This window comes from Pseudomonas triclosanedens, from assembly GCF_026686735.1.
Lineage (GTDB): Bacteria > Pseudomonadota > Gammaproteobacteria > Pseudomonadales > Pseudomonadaceae > Pseudomonas > Pseudomonas triclosanedens.
Genome location: NZ_CP113432.1, coordinates 4962697 through 4979080 on the forward strand (window position 1 = coordinate 4962697; position 16384 = coordinate 4979080).

At 64.2% G+C, this 16384-nt stretch carries 12 protein-coding genes; 4 read left to right on the plus strand and 8 right to left on the minus strand.

The genetic code is table 11. The features are described from left to right. Positions 1 to 118 precede the first annotated feature (118 nt). Positions 119 to 958: a metal-dependent hydrolase gene (locus tag OU419_RS22990; RefSeq protein ID WP_254470449.1), complete on the plus strand. Its 840-nt coding sequence runs from the start codon at positions 119 to 121 to the stop codon at positions 956 to 958. Between the two features lie 232 nt (positions 959 to 1190). On the opposite strand, the gene OU419_RS22995 is transcribed toward OU419_RS22990, so the two are convergent. Both OU419_RS22995 and OU419_RS23000 read right to left on the minus strand, forming a co-directional pair. Continuing rightward, on the minus strand, positions 1191 to 2129 hold the full coding sequence (locus OU419_RS22995; protein WP_254470448.1) for an alpha/beta fold hydrolase: 939 nt from the start codon (positions 2127 to 2129) through the stop codon (positions 1191 to 1193). 121 nt (positions 2130 to 2250) lie between these two features. Further along, positions 2251 to 2919, minus strand: coding sequence for a TetR/AcrR family transcriptional regulator (locus OU419_RS23000; protein WP_254470447.1), 669 nt, complete (start codon positions 2917 to 2919; stop codon positions 2251 to 2253). Positions 2920 to 3017: 98 nt separating this feature from the next. Between OU419_RS23000 and OU419_RS23005 the strand changes: the two genes are divergently transcribed. Further along, positions 3018 to 3887 carry a hypothetical protein gene (locus OU419_RS23005; RefSeq protein WP_254470446.1) on the plus strand — a complete coding sequence of 290 codons (870 nt, stop codon included), beginning with the start codon at positions 3018 to 3020 and terminating at the stop codon, positions 3885 to 3887. A gap of 18 nt (positions 3888 to 3905) precedes the next feature. On the opposite strand, the gene OU419_RS23010 is transcribed toward OU419_RS23005, so the two are convergent. The 4 genes from OU419_RS23010 to OU419_RS23025 form a co-directional block, all read right to left on the minus strand. After that, positions 3906 to 6632 carry a LuxR C-terminal-related transcriptional regulator gene (locus tag OU419_RS23010; protein WP_254470445.1) on the minus strand — a complete coding sequence of 909 codons (2727 nt, stop codon included), beginning with the start codon at positions 6630 to 6632 and terminating at the stop codon, positions 3906 to 3908. A gap of 211 nt (positions 6633 to 6843) precedes the next feature. Further along, a complete protein-coding gene (locus OU419_RS23015) occupies positions 6844 to 8211 on the minus strand; it encodes a DUF1329 domain-containing protein (RefSeq protein ID WP_254470444.1) in 1368 nt (455 codons plus the stop codon). 86 nt (positions 8212 to 8297) lie between these two features. Further along, positions 8298 to 10220, minus strand: coding sequence for a DUF1302 domain-containing protein (locus OU419_RS23020; protein ID WP_254470443.1), 1923 nt, complete (start codon positions 10218 to 10220; stop codon positions 8298 to 8300). Positions 10221 to 10426: 206 nt separating this feature from the next. Further along, positions 10427 to 12109: a fatty acid--CoA ligase gene (locus tag OU419_RS23025; protein ID WP_254470442.1), complete on the minus strand. Its 1683-nt coding sequence runs from the start codon at positions 12107 to 12109 to the stop codon at positions 10427 to 10429. A 274-nt stretch (positions 12110 to 12383) separates the two neighbouring features. On the opposite strand from OU419_RS23025, the gene OU419_RS23030 reads away from it, so the two are divergent. Next, complete coding sequence (locus OU419_RS23030; RefSeq protein ID WP_254470441.1) at positions 12384 to 13559, plus strand: thiolase family protein; 1176 nt, start codon at positions 12384 to 12386, stop codon at positions 13557 to 13559. Positions 13560 to 13624: 65 nt separating this feature from the next. Here OU419_RS23030 and OU419_RS23035 read toward each other — a convergent pair whose 3' ends face one another. Beyond that, entirely contained in the window at positions 13625 to 14809 is a 1185-nt protein-coding gene (locus OU419_RS23035) for an MFS transporter (protein WP_254470440.1), read from the minus strand. Positions 14810 to 14897: 88 nt separating this feature from the next. Here OU419_RS23035 and OU419_RS23040 point away from each other — a divergent pair, with 88 nt between their 5' ends. Beyond that, positions 14898 to 15674, plus strand: a complete 777-nt coding sequence (locus OU419_RS23040; protein WP_254470439.1) for an AraC family transcriptional regulator — start codon at positions 14898 to 14900, stop codon at positions 15672 to 15674. A gap of 19 nt (positions 15675 to 15693) precedes the next feature. On the opposite strand, the gene OU419_RS23045 is transcribed toward OU419_RS23040, so the two are convergent. Beyond that, entirely contained in the window at positions 15694 to 16323 is a 630-nt protein-coding gene (locus tag OU419_RS23045) for a LysE family translocator (RefSeq protein ID WP_254470438.1), read from the minus strand. Positions 16324 to 16384: the final 61 nt, after the last annotated feature.

Genomic DNA, 16384 nt, shown 5'->3' on the forward strand with positions numbered 1-16384 from the left:
TTTTCTTGTATCGACCGCTGGCCGGATATGACCGGAAAGTTGGCAGACAATAACCTTGTGAGGCTTTTCCCACAAGCCCACAGTAGTGAACATGGACAACCACAACAATGGAGCCGCCATGGCCAGCACCACTCCCGCGGGACTGGAAATCAAGCCCCGACATATGGACTTCGATCTGCCTGATCCGCTGCCACGCCACTGGCACAGCGGGGACGCCTTCAAGTCCCATCTCTTCGACGCGATGTCGGTACTATTCCCCGACGGCGAACGTTTCTTCATCGACTCGGTACGCCACTTCCGCGACCAGATCACCGACCCGGTGCTCAAGGAGCAGATCCGCGGTTTCATCGGTCAGGAAGGTCTTCACAGCCGTGAACACCTGATCTACAGCCAGCGCCTGCGCGACCAGGGTTACGACATCACCCGCATCGAAAAGCTGGCCCAGGCACGCATCCGCTACACCCAGAAGAAATTCCCCGCCAAGCGCCAACTGGCAGCTACCGCTGCGCTGGAGCACATCACCGCGATCATGGCCAACGGATTGCTCACCGAGCCACGCGCCCTGCAGGGTGCCGACCCGGTGATGCAGCGCCTGTGGCGCTGGCACGCGCTGGAGGAGACCGAGCACAAGGCAGTGGCCTTCGACGTCTACAACCAGGTCTGCGGCAGCCGCAAGCTACTGCGCCGGGCGATGGTGATGGCGACGTTCTTTTTCGTCCTGGACACCTTCCGCGGCCTCACCCACATGCTGCGCAAGGACGGCCTGCTGTGGAACTGGCGAGTCTGGCGCGACGGCCTGAAGTGGAGCTGGGGCAAGAACGGCGTGTTCCGCCCGCTGGTGCGCGAATACCTGGATTTCTTCAAGAGCGATTTCCACCCCTGGCAGCACAACAACCTCGACCTGCTGTACGAGGTACGCAAGGAGTACGACCCCCAGCCGCTGGCGCACGCGGGCTGATCGATCCCCTGCAACGAACACCGCCCCGCGCTGTCGGGGCGGTGTCGTTTCCGCCGCCGGATAACGCTCCCCTCGTCTGTCACCTATTGGTACGTTTGCAGGATGGCGTGGAGCGCAACGATGCTCACGCCGCGAGCACACCGCAGTCGATGGCTGTCCGCTGGCGAAAGGCGGCTCGGCAGAACGAAAAAGCCCGGCGTGAGCCGGGCTTTTTCATGGGAACGACCGAGGCTCAGGCATGCAGGAAGCGCAAGGCGTCCGCCGCCGACTCATCGGGGATCTCCTCCATCGGAATGTGTCCCACGCCCGGATACACCTTCACTTCGATACCCGGCACGTCGCGCTGCCACATCGGCACATGGCGCGGCGAAATCCAGCGGTCGCGCTCGCCCCACATCAGCATCGTCGGCACCTTCAGCTCCGCCACCCGGTTCGGTGTGCCGGTCAGCTCCTCGCGATTGGCCTTTACCAGGACGCGGAAGATATCGATCATCGCCCGGCGATTGCCCGGACGACGACTGATATCGTAGTAGCGGTCGATGACGCCCGGCTGGATCTTCCGCGGGTCGCCATATACCTCCTTGATGCCCTGGGCAACCAGCGCACGCGGCATCCACATCGGCATCAGGACACCGGCACCGGGCAGCACCGCGCTGGCGATCATCAGCGGCACTTTCTGCATGTAGTAGCCAGCCGGATCGACCAGGATCATCCGCTCAACCCGGTGCGGCTGCATCAACGCATAGTTCCAGGCGATGTAGCCGCCCAGCGAGTTGCCGGCGAGGGAAACCTGCTTCAGGTCGAGGCGATCGAGGAACATGCCGAACACCTTCACCAGGCGCTCGCCGCTGTAGTCGCGGTCGCGGCCGCCGCCAGTGAGGCCGAAGCCCGGAACATCGAGGCGGATGATGCGAAAGTGATCGGCCAGCGCGGTGACCCAGCCGTCCCAGGTGTGCAGCGAGGCCATGACACCGTGGACCATCACCAGCACCGGCTTGTCGCGGCTGCCTTCGTCGCGATAGTGGATATCGAAGCCATCCACTTCGATGAAGCGCGAGCCGGATTCCGGCGCGGCGTAGCGGGCAACCAGCGCCTCCAGCGGCAGAGCGCCGAAACCGTAGCGAGCCAGGCCCTCGGCCAACGGTGGTTGCAGAGACAGGGTGGCGGACATGGACGAGTGACTCCCGTGCTTGTTGTTCTCGAACGCCGATCACACCACAGCGCTCCGGCCACCGCGCCCAACCTAGGTTCTGTGCGGAGAAACAGTGCGCCGGATCATCGGGACGCCGGCACTACTCGTGCTGAAGCTGGGTATTGCGAGAGCAGAGCGTCGTCACCAGCAAGTCGCCGATCACCTGCTTCACCTCGCCTAGCGGAATGTCGCCACCCTTGCCGAGCAGGTCCAGCGATGTTGCCTCCAGCGCCCAGATCAATGCCTGGTAGGTCAGCGCCGCGTGTTGCACGCCTTCGCCGGCAAAGCGCTCCTCCAGCAGCATTCGCAGCTCGCGGTGAGCCGCCGCGCGATGCGCGCCCAATGGTGAGTCGGTGCGTAACGCCTCCTCGTGCATGAGGCGAATGATCGGTCCCACCGCCAAGTGGTAATCGAAGAAGCGCTCGACCATCGCCCGCAGCCAGGCGTCGCTGCTGCCGGTGGCATTGCGCATCTCGCGAAACCGCGTCAGCAACAATTGCACCGCGGTGCGGTAGATGCCTTCGAGCACATCGAGCTTGCTCTGGAAGTACTTGTAGAAAGTGCGCCGCGACACCTTGGCGGCGTCCAGCAGGTCATTCACCGTGGTATCGGCCAGGCCCTTGGCGACGAACACCGGAATACTCGCCAGTTGGATATTGGCGCGCTGCAAATGCCCCACCAGCGGTCCTTCGCCATGCCCGGCCTGCTGCGCAACCGCGCCAAAGCCGCCAAGATCCTCGAAGACCGCGCTGACTGCCGCCGATTCCATCGCCCCTCCCCCGCTGCACCCAACCAAGGCGCGGGATGACGCCAGCCTTCGGCCTCGCTAACCTAGGCCGACCGCTCCCGCGCAAGGAAAGCCTGTTCGTGCCGAACCTACCACGCCGTATGCTCTGGCCGCTGGCCATCCTTTTGCTGGTTCTCTGCCGCTCCGCCTTCAGCGCCGACCTCTACTACCTCGGCCAGAAGATTCCCGATGTGCAGCGCCCCTGGACCAGTGCCGACTACCAGTTGCTGATCGACGCACTGAAGAAGATCGACGAAACCCAGGTCAACGGCCTGCCCCGGCGCAGTGGCGAGTTCACCGGGCCGATCTACCAGCGCATGGTCAGCGAAGAGAACTTCCGCCAGCAGTTGAACATCTACGCGCCACTGGAACTACGGCAGAACGAGGCGCGCGAAGTGCTGTTCAAGCTCAAGGAGCTGATGCGCCTGTACTTCAACTTCCGCGCCGCCAAGCAGCCCTACGGTGCCGAAGCACTCGGCCTGATGAGCTATTCGCTGCGCGAGCAGGCGATCCTGTTCAACCTCACGGTGGAATTCTGGATGACTCTGGCGCAGAACGAACAGCGCAACCCTGTGCGCCTGCAAGGCATGCAGGAAGCCAAGGCCGCCGCTTCGATGCTGACCAGCAGCGCGCTGGACTATCTCGGCCTGACCGCGCAGTTCGACCGCCAGGACCTGGTGCTCTACAGCGCAGAGCTGTCCAAGCAGATGCCCGAGCTGTTCATCCACTTGCCGCAGGACGTACGCACGCAATTGCTGATGCGTGTCGACGAGTTATCGCAGAAGCACGCCTACCCGGAAGTGCGGGAAAACATGCGCGACCTGCTGCCGGTGCTGCAGGCGATCCAGGCGGATGTTCAAAAGCAACTGGCCGCTCCGGCCAAGGGGTTGCCGGCCCCCAGGGGGCTGGACCTGAGCGCGCCGGCAGAGCCGCAGAAGAAGGGTATGTGACCTGCCGGGCTGCGGCCCCTAGCGCAGCAGCCCCAGCTCCTTCGCCCGTGCCACGGCCTGGGTGCGGCGCTCGACGCCGAGCTTGTCATTGATGTGCCGGGCGTGGCTTTTCACGGTATGCAGGGAGATGAACAGGCGCTCGCTGATCTCCTGGTTGGAACAACCCTGGGCGATCAGTTCCAGCACTGCCAGCTCGCGCCCGCTCAGGCAGTCAGCCAATGGCGCGCTGCGCTCCGGCTGCGCCGGCAGGCGTTCGCGCAGGGCGTCCAGCGCCATCGATGGAGCCCGGCCGGCCAATCGTTCGCGCAGCCATTCCGGGTAGTTCTGCAACGCGCCGTGCAACGGCATCACCAGGCCGGTCTCCAGGCCCGGCAGGCATTCGTCCAGCACCCGCTCCGCATCGGTCTCCCGGCCTTCCTGCAACAACAATTCAAGTAGCTGCCCCTGCGCGAGCCGGGCCTGCAGGTGCGCGCCGACCTGCATGGCACCGTCGGCCACCCTGCGCAGGCGCGACTCGGCCTCGGCGCTCAGCCCTTCGCGACACTCCAGCAGAGCCTGGAGCATTTCCACGCTGCGAGGCAGTTGCGGCGCGCACTCCGGCGGCGTGGCCGGCTCGGCGCCGGTGTAGGTATCGCGCAGTCGCTCCAGCCAGGCGGCGGCCAGTTCTACCTGCCCCTGGCCAAGCCAGAGCTCGCATTTGATCAGGGTGATGGCCGAGAGGTAGTAGACCGGCGGCACGTCCCAGACGTGCATCATCCTCTCTACCTCGGCCAGATGCGCGAAGGCGCGGGTGTAATTGCCGAGCCGCCCTTCCAGGCTGGCCAGTATGCAGAAACCGATCACCAGGCTGATATCCCGGCAGGCGCGAGACTCCTCGATCCCGGCCTTGAGCCATTTGCGCGCCTCGTCCGGTTGCAGTGCGAGGCTGCGCAGATACCCCTGATAGAGCATCAGCCGCCCCCGCACGGCGTAGCGGCGCTGTGCCGAGAGGCCGGACAACCGCGCCAGCCCCTGGCGCACCTCCTCCTCCGCCCTTAGCACTTCGCCGCGAGCCTGCAGCACTCGGGCGCGGTCGTAATGCACCATTGCCTCGAACAGCGGATTGCCGAAGCGCTGGGCCAGCTCCAGCGCTTCCCGATTCAGCCCGCGCGCGCGCCACAGGTCATCGCGCACTATCGCCAGGTTGCTGAGCGTCGACAGGCACAACAGACGCGGCCCGAAGCGCTCCGGGCCCAGGCCCTGCATGGCTTCTTCGCAATGTCGCGTAGCCACGTCGATCTCACCGCGGCCACGGGCAATCGCCCCCGCCAGAGCCTGCCACTGCGCCAGCAGGTCGCGCTGGGTCGCCTCGTCCGCCGCCGGCAGGAAGCGCGAAAGCTGCATTCCCAGTTCATCGGCGGCATCCAGTTGGCAAGCCAGCGCCAGCGCCCAGCTGTACAACACGATCAGCCGAGGCGTACTGGCCAGCAGGCTGTCGGGCAAGTCCATCTTCCAGCGCAGCAGGGTCGCGACGTTCTGCTCCGCCAGCAATTGCTCTTCGGAAAGACTCTGCACCAGGCTAGCCGCGACCTCCGGATGCCCGGCGCGCAAAGCCTGTTCCACGGCGTCGTCGAACAGACCCTGAGCGCTGAACCAGCGGCACGCACGCAGGTGCAGAGCCGCCGCCGAGGGGCCGGAGCCGGGCAGCGGCCGGGCCAGGAGCAGGTCGGAAAACAGGTGGTGATAGCGGAACCACTGGCCCTGCTCGTCCAGCGGTACCAGGAATACCTGATGCTGCTGCAGATGGCGCAGGATAGCCGCGCTGTCGTGACTGTCACGCAGCGCATCGCAGAGTTCGGCGCTGAAACGTTCGAAACGGGCGGTCTGGTAGAGGAATACCTGTACATCCGGCGGCTGCTTGTCGATCACCTCTTCGAGCAGGTAGTCGCGGATCAATTCTTCGGCGCCATGCACCGACAGGTCGGGCGTGTTGGCCGCCAGTTCGTCGCCATGCGCCAGCAGCCACAGGCGCAGGCCGGCGATCCAGCCTTCGCTTCGCTCGACCAGGTTGTCCAGCGCGCTTTCATCCAGTTGAGCGCCGTTGGCGGAGACCAACTGTGCGGTTTCCTCGGCGGTCAGGCGCAGATCATGCTCGGTGAACTCCAGCAAATGCCGCGACAGGCGCAGCCGCGCCAGATGCCAGTCGGGACGCTGGCGGCTGGTCACCAGCAGCACGAGCCCGGCCGGCTGGTGGTTGAGCAGGAACTGCAGGCAGCGGTCAAGTACCGCGCCCTGGGCGAGGTGATAGTCGTCAAGCACCAGCAGGAGCGGAGACTCGGTGGAGATGCACTCCACCAACTCGTCGAGCAGGTCGTCGAGCCAGGCTTCGAAGGCAAAGGGCTGGTGGCGCTGGCGCATCTTGAGCAACCCCAGTGCCTCTTCGCCCAGCGTCGGAAAGTGCAGGCGCAGGCCATCGAGCAGGCGCTCGAGGAAGCGGCCCGGATCGCTGTCGCGGGCACTCAGGCCCAGCCACAGGCTGCGCCATTGGCTGCCCAGGGTCTGGCAGAACTCGATGGCCAGCGAACTCTTGCCGAAGCCGGCGGGTGCGGAAACCAGGATCAGCCGCCCGTTCAGACCAGTAGCCAACCGTTCGCACAGGCGGGAGCGGGCGACATGGCCATGCGGCAGCGGCGGCCGGAAGAAGCGGCTGCCGGCCGTGTTGGGAGGATTTTCGATCAGTTTTGGCAGAGTCGAGAAGTCGGTCATCGGCCTGGCTCTTGCTCTAGCTCTTATACGAGGGCTGCTCGGGAGCCTATCCGCTCGCGGGCTGTATTTGAAGTCGTTTTTATCGTCTTTGCCCATAACGTGACTGCCGGGCGCCCGACATTCCGCGCTACGGCGCGTATCCGCGAGCCTGACACGGCTGCCAGGCATAAAAAAACCGGCCCGAAGGCCGGTTTTCAAGAGCAGTCGATCCTCAGCGCACGCCTTCCTGACGCAGGGCGGCCGGAGTGAAGTCGCTTTCCGAAGCGCTGTAGTTGAAGTCGTAGGCGGATTTTTCCTCGTTCTTCAGCCCCAGCACCAGGTAGCGGCCGGACAGCAGGTCGTACAGGGTTTCGGCGGTGTACCACGGTACCTGGTAGTTGTAGTAGTACTGGTTGAACGCCTCGGCTACGCGCCACAGAGTGCCACGGCCGTCGTAGTGGTCGATTTCCACGGCCTGCCAGGTGTCCTCGTCGATGTAGAAGTCACGCTTGGCGTAGATGTGGCGCTCGCCCGGCTTCAGGGTAGCGGTCACGTGCCACACACGATGCAGCTCGTAACGGGTCAGATCCTGGTTCAGGTGGCCGGGCTTGATGATGTCGGCGTACTTGAGCTTCGGATCGTCCAGCTTGTAGTTGTTGTAGGGGATGTACAGTTCCTGCTTTCCGACCAGCTTCCAGTCATAGCGGTCCGGTGCACCGTTGTACATGTCCAGGTTGTCGGAGGTGCGCAGACCATCGGCGGCGGTACCCGGGCCGTCGTAGGAAACCTGCGGGGCACGGCGCACACGGCGCTGGCCGGCGTTGTACAGCCAGGCCAGGCGCGGTTCCTTCACCTGGTCGAGGGTCTCGTGCACCAGCAGCACGTTACCGGCCAGACGCGCCGGAGCGGTCACACGCTGCTTGAAGTAGAACAGCACGTTGCTCGGCTTGCTGGCGTCGTAGTCCTTCAGGTCGGTACGGAAGACGAACTCATCCTGGAAGTACACCAGAGAGTATGAGCCGTTCACCTGCGGGGTGGCCTGGGTCACCAGACGACGCACGTGGCCGCCACGGTAGCGGGTGATATGGTTCCAGATGACTTCCAGGCCGTCCTTCGGAATCGGGAAGGGGTTGGCGGTCTGGAAGTTCTGCAGACCGTTGCCGCCTTGCACCAGGGTGGTGCTGGTAGCGTTTTTCTTGGTGGCGGCCAGCACGCTGTCCGGCACGGAGGCGGTGCGGTGCGATGGGTACACCGGTAGCTTGTAGGTGTCGGGGTAGCGCTTGAACATGGCGAGCTGGCCGGGAGTCAGCTTGTCCTTGTACTGGTCGGCGTTCTGCGCGGTGATGGTGAACAGCGGCTTCTCGCTGGCGAACGGATCGGAGAGGAAGCCCTTGCTATCGACGCTGCCGGCATTCTTGGCCAGGCCGCCGGTCCAGGCGGGAATGCTGCCGTCAGCGTTGCCGGCCTTCTCCGCGCCCATCGGGGTCAGCGTGGTGCCAAGCTTGGCCGCTTCGTCGGCGGAAACAGCGGCCATCACCTGGCTGGCCAGCAGGCTGAGCGCCAGGGCACCGGAATGCAGAAGGATCTTTGTTGTTCTCATTAGTCGGTCATCCTCGTTTGGTCGTTACTCTCCGCAGGCCGTCGCGCTGACGGCCTGCGGCTTTCTGTGCGGTTGCGTCTGGCGGCTTAGAAGTTCACCCCGAAGCTGAGGCTGACGAAGTCGCGGTCATCGACGGTGGAGTACTTGCCATCGAAGAAGTTGGTGTAGGAGAGGCTGGCGGTGTAGGTGTTCAGGTAGTCGGCATCCACACCCAGGCTGACGGCCTTGCGACCCTCTTCGAAGTTGCCGCCCGGGCCGGGGGAATAGCCGTCCACGTCATGCTGCCAGGCCACGTTCGGCTTCAGGTTCACACCGGCGAAGACATCGTTGTAGTCCCAGATCGCGCGGACGCGGTAGCCCCAGGAGTCGGCGGTGGTGAAACCATCGCTTTCGCACTTGCGCGACAGGTTGTTCTGCGGGCCGCTACCCAGGGTGGATGCGTTCAGCGCCTGGCAGGTCGGAGCGCCGTTGAGGCTGCCGGCAAGCGGACCGGGGCCGAACACCGGGTCACGGCCATAACGCTTGTCAGACTGGCTTTCCAGGCCGCCCACGTGGGTCCAGCCCACTTCGCCCACCAGGGTCAGACGCTCGGCGCCCATCACCTGATCGAAGAAGTGAGTGAAGGTGGTCTGCAGTTGGGTGATTTCCTTGCGGGTGTATCCGTGCAGGTCCTCGCCCGCCTTGCCGGTCAGCACCGAAGCGTTGTCGTAGATGTGGTTGCCGCCGATGGCAACCGGATCCAGGCCAGAATAGAGGATGTCGGTGGTGTTCAACTGTACCGGCGCGTTCGGACGGTAGCTGATCTCGCCGCTCCACGCGGTGCCGGTGGGCAGCGTGGTGGAGAAGCTCAGGCCGTACAGGTGGATGTCTTCGGGATACTCGATGAAGTAGCTGGAGTTGCCAGCCATCGCGGCGGCGCCAGCCTGGGCTGCCAGGGACGGGCTGACACGCGCGATATTGGTGATCAACTGGTTGATCTGGGTGACCTTGGAGGCATCGGCACCCTTGCCGCTGAAGATCGGCAGGCGGCTGTGGTAGTTCATGTAGTAGCCGCCGAACTCGGTGTTCACACTATCGGCGAAGTACTTCAGAGACAGGCCGTACTGGCCGCTGTCGCGGGCGTCGCGGTCCGGGCCGCGTTTGACCACCAGCCCCTCGTCCCAGGGCGACGGGGTGACCGCCAGGTTCGGGCCGAGCAGGCCGTTCAGGGTACGGATCGAGGCGGCGTTGTTGGTCAGTACCGCCAGGTTCTGGGTACAACCGTCAGCCACGACGTCGGGCTGGGAGAAGAAGGTGCCACAGTTGTCGACGACCGTCTGGTCCCATTCCAGTTGGTAGAAGCCTTCGGCCGAGAGGTTCTGGGTCAGGTTCTGCGACATGTAGAACATGTTCACCGGCACCAGGGCTTCCTTGATCTCGGAGCCGGGGCGGCGGAACGCGGTGACGTCGAACGGGTTGATCACGCTGATGCCGTTCTGGATGAAGGTGCTCTCACCCCAGTTCACCACCTGCTTGCCCAGGCGGACGGTGCCCGGCAGGTCGGCGATGTTGTAGTTGTGATAGATGAAGGCATCGAGCAGTTCGGCGCCGGAGGCCTGGGCGGCTTCCTTGCGATTGTGGTCGGACAGCGGCTTGAACTCGGTGCTCTCGTCCTTCTGCTCGAAGTCGTACCAGTACTTGCCGCGCAGGAAGACGCCGGTGTCCTGGTATTTGAGCTCGAGGTCGTGGATGCCTTTGAAGATCTTCGAGAAGGTCTCGCCGGCCTTGTAGTTCAGGTGGCCATCGTCGGAGGTCTGGGACAGGCCCTTGCCGCCGTTGTTGACACCGATGAGGTTCTTGTTCGGGTTCTGCGTCGACCAGCTGGCCCCCACGGACAGCGTAGAGTCGAACGAACCTTCGATTTCCCCGATGTTGAAGCTGACGGCGGAAGCGGGGGTCGCCAGCGAAGAAGCCAGGCTGACGGCCAGCGGCAACCGCGCCAGTCGCCAGATATGTTGCATGGTTTTCATCGACGCTACTCCATGTGTTTTTTGTTATGAGTAGTGGCGACTATATCCAGCGCCCCCCGGGGCTTGATCGCTCTAAAGTGTGATTTCGCTTACAAAGGCCCTGCCTAGACGCCTTGCCGTGCCCGGAGCGGCATCAGCACTGGGCTGCGAGGTGCCAAGCGCTTGCTTGGCACGCACGCTTCACGCCCTGACCGGCCGGTCGTCGCTCAAACCGTGGAAAGGAAGGCGCTGCCTGCCTCCTGCCATTGGGCGATGTCTACCCGGATGCGCTTCTTGTCGAGCTTGCCAACGCTGGTCTTGGGAACTTCAGTAACAACGGCGATCTGGGAAGGAATCGCCCACTTGTTGATGTTGCCTTGCTCGACGAAGGGTTTGAGGTGCTCCTTCAGCGCCTTTGCATCCAGAGAATGGCCGTCGCGCAGCACCAGCAAGGCGAATGGACGCTCGCCCCATTGCGGATCGGGAACGCCCACCACGGCGACTTCACGCACCGATGGATGACGGCTGATGAGGTCCTCCAGCTCCAGCGACGAGAGCCATTCGCCGCCAGTCTTGATCACGTCCTTGATACGGTCGCGGATATCGATGAAGCCCATGCCGTCGAGCGTGGCGACGTCGCCGGTGTGCATCCAGCCTCCGGCCCACAGCTCCTCGCCCTTCTGCGGCTCCCGGAAATAGCCCTGGGTCAGCCAGGGCGCGCGCAGCACCAGCTCTCCCTGGGACTCACCGTCAGCCGGGAGGAACTCGCCGTGCTCGTCCATGATCGCCGCCTCCACCATCGGCACCGGTACGCCGGCCTTGATCCGGTAGGTCGTACGCTCGTCCTCGCCGCCGGCCCGCAACTCCTGGTTGAGGTAGGCGCAGGAGATCAGCGGGCAGGTCTCGGACATCCCATATGCCGCAGTGAGCTGGATACCGCGCGCCTTGGCCGCCTCGTACAGTGCCCGGTTCAGCGCGCTGCCGCCAATGATCACCTTCAGCCCGGAGAAGTCGTGGTCCTTGGCACTGGCGGCATTGAGCATCATCTGCAGGATGGTCGGCACGCAGTGAGAGAAGGTCACCTTCTCGTCACGGATCAGCTTGCACAACAGGTCCGGTTCGTAACGCCCCGGATACACCTGCTTCACGCCGAGCATCGTGGCCACGTAGGGAACGCCCCAGGCATGGACGTGGAACATTGGCGTGATAGGCATATAGACATCGTCGGTGCCCATCAGGCGGATGCTGTCCAGGCTGCCGATGGTCGAGGCCATCGCCAGCGTGTGCAGCACGAGCTGTCGGTGGGTGAAGTACACACCCTTGGGGTTACCGGTGGTACCGGTGGTATAGAAGGTGGTCGCCACCGAGTTCTCGTCGAAATCGGGGAACGCATAGCGCGGCCTGGCGGCAGCCAGCAGGGTCTCGTACTCACCGACACAACCGGGCAGCGTGCAGCTCTTGTCCGCGCCATCGGTGATCAGCAGGGTTTTCTCGACCGTGCTCAGTTGGCTGGCGATGCCCTGGTACAGCCCGGCGAATTCGCTGTTGACCAGCACGAAGCGGTCGTCGGCGTGGTTCATGGTGTAGAGGATCTGGTCGGGCGACAGACGAATGTTGATGGTGTGCAGCACCGCGCCGATCATCGGAATCGCGAACATGCACTCAAGGTAACGATGGCTGTCCCAGTCCATCACCGCCACGGTATCGCCGGCCTTGACGCCAGCGTCGGTCAGCACGTTGGCCAGGCGCGCCACGCGCTCATTGAAGGTGGCATAGCTGTAACGCACCGTGTCGCGATAGACGATCTCCCTGCCCTTTTCGTAACGGCTGCCGGACAGCAGCAGGCTCTTGATCAGCAGCGGGTACTGGTAGGCATTCTGTGCAGCAGGGATGACACGGGTTTTCAACATGGCGGGCGCACTCTCAAGGCAGGGGTTCTTCTGATGAGTCCGACTCTAGAGCCGTCCCGATGTCCATTCATCAGTCAAAAGAGTGATTTGCGAATGACTCTTTGGCGACATCCGGTCACGCGGTAGAATCCACCCGCCCGGCCGTTCACGGCCGGCCCCTTATCCGGCGTCCGGGTATGGCCTGCCAGCAGCAGCGGAACACGGCGAAAGCCGCGCAGCCGAAGCGCAGCCGGCCATGCACGCACTCCTACAACAAGAGCGAAGAGGTAGATTCATGTCCGAGATCGTCATCGTCAGCGGCGCCCGTACTCCGATGGGCGGCTTCCAGGGCAGCCTGGCCGGCGTTTCCGCCGTCGACCTGGGCGCCATCGCCATCCGCGAAGCCATTTCCCGTGCCGGCATCCAGCCCGAGGACGTGCAGGAAGTGATCATGGGCAACGTCCTGCCCGCCGGCCTGAAACAGGGCCCGGCTCGCCAGGCATCGCTGAACGCCGGCCTGCCCGCCGCCACCGGTTGCACCACCATCAACAAGCTGTGCGGCTCCGGCATGAAGGCCGTGATGCTGGCCCATGACCTGCTCAAGGCCGGTACCAACAACGTGATGGTCGCCGGCGGCATGGAGAGCATGTCCAACGCTCCCTACGTGCTGGAAAAAGCCCGTACCGGCCTGCGCATGGGCCACGGCGAGATCAAGGACCACATGTTCCTCGACGGGCTGGAAGATGCGCGTACCGGCCGCCTGATGGGCTCCTTCGCCCAGGAAACGGCTGACAAGTACGGCGTGACCCGCGAGGAAATGGACGCCTACGCCATCGAGTCGCTCAAGCGTGCCCAGGCCGCCATCGCTGACGGCTCGCTGGCCTCGGAAATCGTCCCGGTCACCGTAACCACCCGCAAGGGCGAGACCGTGGTAAAGGACGACGAGCAGCCGCTGACCGCTAACCTGGAAAAGATACCCGGTCTGCGCCCGGCCTTCCGCAAGGACGGCACCATCACCGCCGCCAACGCCAGCTCCATTTCCGACGGCGCTTCCGCGCTGGTCCTGATGACCGCTGAAGAAGCTGCGCGCCGCGGTCTCAAGCCGCTGGCGAAGATCGTCGCACACGCCACCCAGAGCCAGGATCCGGCAGAGTTCACCCTCGCCCCGATCGGCGCCATGACCAACCTGTTCAAGAAGGCCGGCTGGACCAAGGACGACGTGGATCTCTTCGAAATCAACGAGGCCTTCGCGATGGTCACCATGCTCGCCATGCGCGAGCACGGCCTGGACCATGCCAAGGTCAACGTCTACGGCGGCGCCTGCGCCCAGGGCCACCCGGTCGGCTCCACCGGCTCGCGGATCATCGTCACCCTGATCAACGCCCTGCAGAAGAAGGGCGGCAAGCGTGGCGTCGCCTCGCTGTGCATCGGCGGCGGCGAAGCCACTGCGGTAGCGATCGAACTGGTCTGATCTTTCAGCCCGGTATGAAAAAGGGGCGCATCGAGCGCCCCTTTTTCATTGGCTTGGCGAACACATCAGGCCGCCGCCGGCCTGGGCGCGTGAGGTGCCGTGCGTGGGAAGACCACAGCCGCGAGGAAGGTGATAGCGCCCAGCGCTGCGAGGATCAGGTACAAACCGGCCAGCCCCTGGCGCGGCTCGATGTAGCTGATCAGCGGAATCGCCGCGGCGCTCGCGCCGAACGACACGAAGTAGCGCAAGGCGAATACCCGCGCCTGCCATTGCGGGGCGACGAAGTTGGCGACCATCGCATCGTTCACCGTCACCTGGCCGAACACCGCGAACATGAACAACGCGCCGACCACCGCTACCGGCCAGCCTTGCGCATAGGCCAGCGCTACCAGCAGCGGCCCCTGGCAGAAGGTCATGAGCAGGAACGGGCCTTTGAGACTGAAGCGGTCCAGCAGGCGCCCCATGATCAACTGTGCCACCGCGCCGAAGGCATACGCCAGGCTGACCACCACACCGAGGCTCTCCGGCGAGGCCAGCAGATCTTCCAGACGTACCTGGAACAGCCGCGGGTAGGTCACCGTACTGGCGTTGAACACTACCCCGCCGGTCGCCGTCACCAGCGCCAGCACGCCGAACACCCGTGGCATCGACAGTTTCTGCCCCCCCACGCCACGGGGCACTGGGTGCTTCACCGCAACCGGCGCCTCGGCACGTACCTGCCAGGTGAAGCCAAGACCGAACAGCAGCGCTGCCGCTCCCGGCAGGATGAACGCCGCGCGCCAGCCGAACTTCGCCGTCAGGAAACCGGTGAGCAAGGCGGCGAAAGCAACGCCGAGGTTGCCCCACATGCCGTTGATACCGATCTCGTGACCGCGGTTTTCCGCGTGCGCCACCAGCATCGCCGTACCCACCGGGTGGTAGATGGCGGCGAACACGCCGATCAGCGTCAGGCCGGTCACCAGCATCGGCACGGAGCTGGCCAGCCCGGTGAGGATCGAGGCCGCGCCGATACCGAAGAAGAACAGTTGCATCATGTGCCGGCGATCCCACTTGTCGCCCAGCCAACCGGCCGGAATCGAGCAGGCGCCAAAGGCGATGAAGCCCCCTAGCGACAGGCCGATCATCTGTGCATAGGTCAGGCCGAAACTCTGCGTCATGCCCAGCACGGCGGCAGGGAAAATCAGCATGAACATATGATCGATGATGTGGGCGATGTTGATGTAGCGAATGATCGTTCGAGGTCGGGACATGGCGTCGGCTCTCGGCTTGGTGGGAAGTGAGCGTCATGCTAGGTTGTCCGCATAACGCAGACCTGACAGAAAAGTCATCGAACCCGACATGCACTTGGATATTCCCCATGACTCACGCCTCGCCGCCGTGGGCTTCGACTACCTCGATGGGCATCACGTGCAGCCTCACGATCACCCGCAGGCGCAATTGCTCTACGCCGCCAGCGGCCTGATGCGGCTGGTCACCCAAAAGGGGGCCTGGGTCATTCCACCAACCCGCGCCGTGTGGATTCCGCCGGGCACCCGGCATGAAATCCATATGACCGGCGAAGTGCATATGCGCACCCTGTTCATCCGCGTCGAAGCCTGCCCGGCAAACCTGCAGGACTGCTGCGTGCTGGCGGTGACGCCGCTGCTGCGGGAAATGATCCTGCGCTGCATTCGCTGGCAGGCACAGCCAGGCGAAGCCGCGCTGCCACTGCTGGAGCAACTGATCCTGCTGGAAATCGCCACCCTCGAACGGCTGCCCCTGGCGCTCCCGCTGCCGATCGACCGGCGCCTGAAGTCGATCTGCAAGGCGCTGCTCAAGCACCCGGAGCATCCCTACACACTGGAAGACTGGGGCCAGCAGGTTGGCGCCAGCTCGCGCACTCTGGCCCGGCTGTTCCGCCAGGAGTTGGGCATGAGTTTCCAGGAGTGGCGCCAGCAACTGCGCCTGACCGAAGCCCTGCCGCGCCTGCTGGCAGGCGAGAGCGTGCAGAGCGTCGCCGCCGCGCTGGGCTACACCAGCGGGCGGGCGTTCAGTGCGATGTTCAGAAGATTACTGGGGGAAAACCCCCGAGAGTACTTGCAGGCGCTGGCGCAGTTGGCGGAGATCAAGGTCTGAAAGCCCGCCTCGCCGGACTTCAACGCAGCTCGGTGAATGCCAGCTTGATACCCAGTCCAACCAGCACCACCCCCATCATCCGGTCGAACCAGTGCCCCATGCGGGCAAAGCCTGCGCGCACGCGTTGCTGGCTGAACAACAGTGCCACCAGGCAGAACCAGATGGCCGTGGCACAAGCCAGGTAGACACCGTAGCCCGCCTGTACCGTCAGCGGTGTATGCGGATTGATCACCACGGTAAACAGTGAGAGGAAGAACAGGGTCGCCTTCGGATTCAGGCCATTGGTGACGAAGCCGGCGACATAAGCCCCGCGTGCCGTACGCGCCACCGGCGCTGCGCCCCCCTCGGCGGCGGCCGGGTCGGCCGGACGCGCACGCAGCGCCTTGATGCCGATGTACAGCAAGTACGCGGCGGCCAGCCATTTCAGCGCATTGAACAGTACGATGGACTGCGAAACGATCAGGCCGATGCCCAGCAGCGAATAGGTCACGTGCAGAAAGATCGCACTGCCTACACCCAGCGCCGTCCAGGTGCCGGCACGCCGACCGTGGGTCACGCTTTCGCGCACCACCACGGCGAAATCCGGGCCGGGGCTGGCGACCGCCAGCAGGTGAATGAACGCCACCGTGAGAAATTCCGTCCAGTACATCGCGCCTCCGCTGTTTCGAACCGGCAAACCACGATACGCCATGCCTCGATCCGAGGAAACG

Coding starts and splice junctions, on each gene's coding strand:
- OU419_RS23010 (WP_254470445.1), bottom strand. CDS start 6,632: ATGACCGACTTCTCGACTCTGCCAAAACTGATCGAAAATCCTCCCAAC.
- OU419_RS23015 (WP_254470444.1), bottom strand. CDS start 8,211: ATGAGAACAACAAAGATCCTTCTGCATTCCGGTGCCCTGGCGCTCAGC.
- OU419_RS23000 (WP_254470447.1), bottom strand. CDS start 2,919: ATGGAATCGGCGGCAGTCAGCGCGGTCTTCGAGGATCTTGGCGGCTTT.
- OU419_RS23025 (WP_254470442.1), bottom strand. CDS start 12,109: ATGTTGAAAACCCGTGTCATCCCTGCTGCACAGAATGCCTACCAGTAC.
- OU419_RS23030 (WP_254470441.1), top strand. CDS start 12,384: ATGTCCGAGATCGTCATCGTCAGCGGCGCCCGTACTCCGATGGGCGGC.
- OU419_RS22990 (WP_254470449.1), top strand. CDS start 119: ATGGCCAGCACCACTCCCGCGGGACTGGAAATCAAGCCCCGACATATG.
- OU419_RS23040 (WP_254470439.1), top strand. CDS start 14,898: ATGCACTTGGATATTCCCCATGACTCACGCCTCGCCGCCGTGGGCTTC.
- OU419_RS22995 (WP_254470448.1), bottom strand. CDS start 2,129: ATGTCCGCCACCCTGTCTCTGCAACCACCGTTGGCCGAGGGCCTGGCT.
- OU419_RS23035 (WP_254470440.1), bottom strand. CDS start 14,809: ATGTCCCGACCTCGAACGATCATTCGCTACATCAACATCGCCCACATC.
- OU419_RS23045 (WP_254470438.1), bottom strand. CDS start 16,323: ATGTACTGGACGGAATTTCTCACGGTGGCGTTCATTCACCTGCTGGCG.
- OU419_RS23020 (WP_254470443.1), bottom strand. CDS start 10,220: ATGAAAACCATGCAACATATCTGGCGACTGGCGCGGTTGCCGCTGGCC.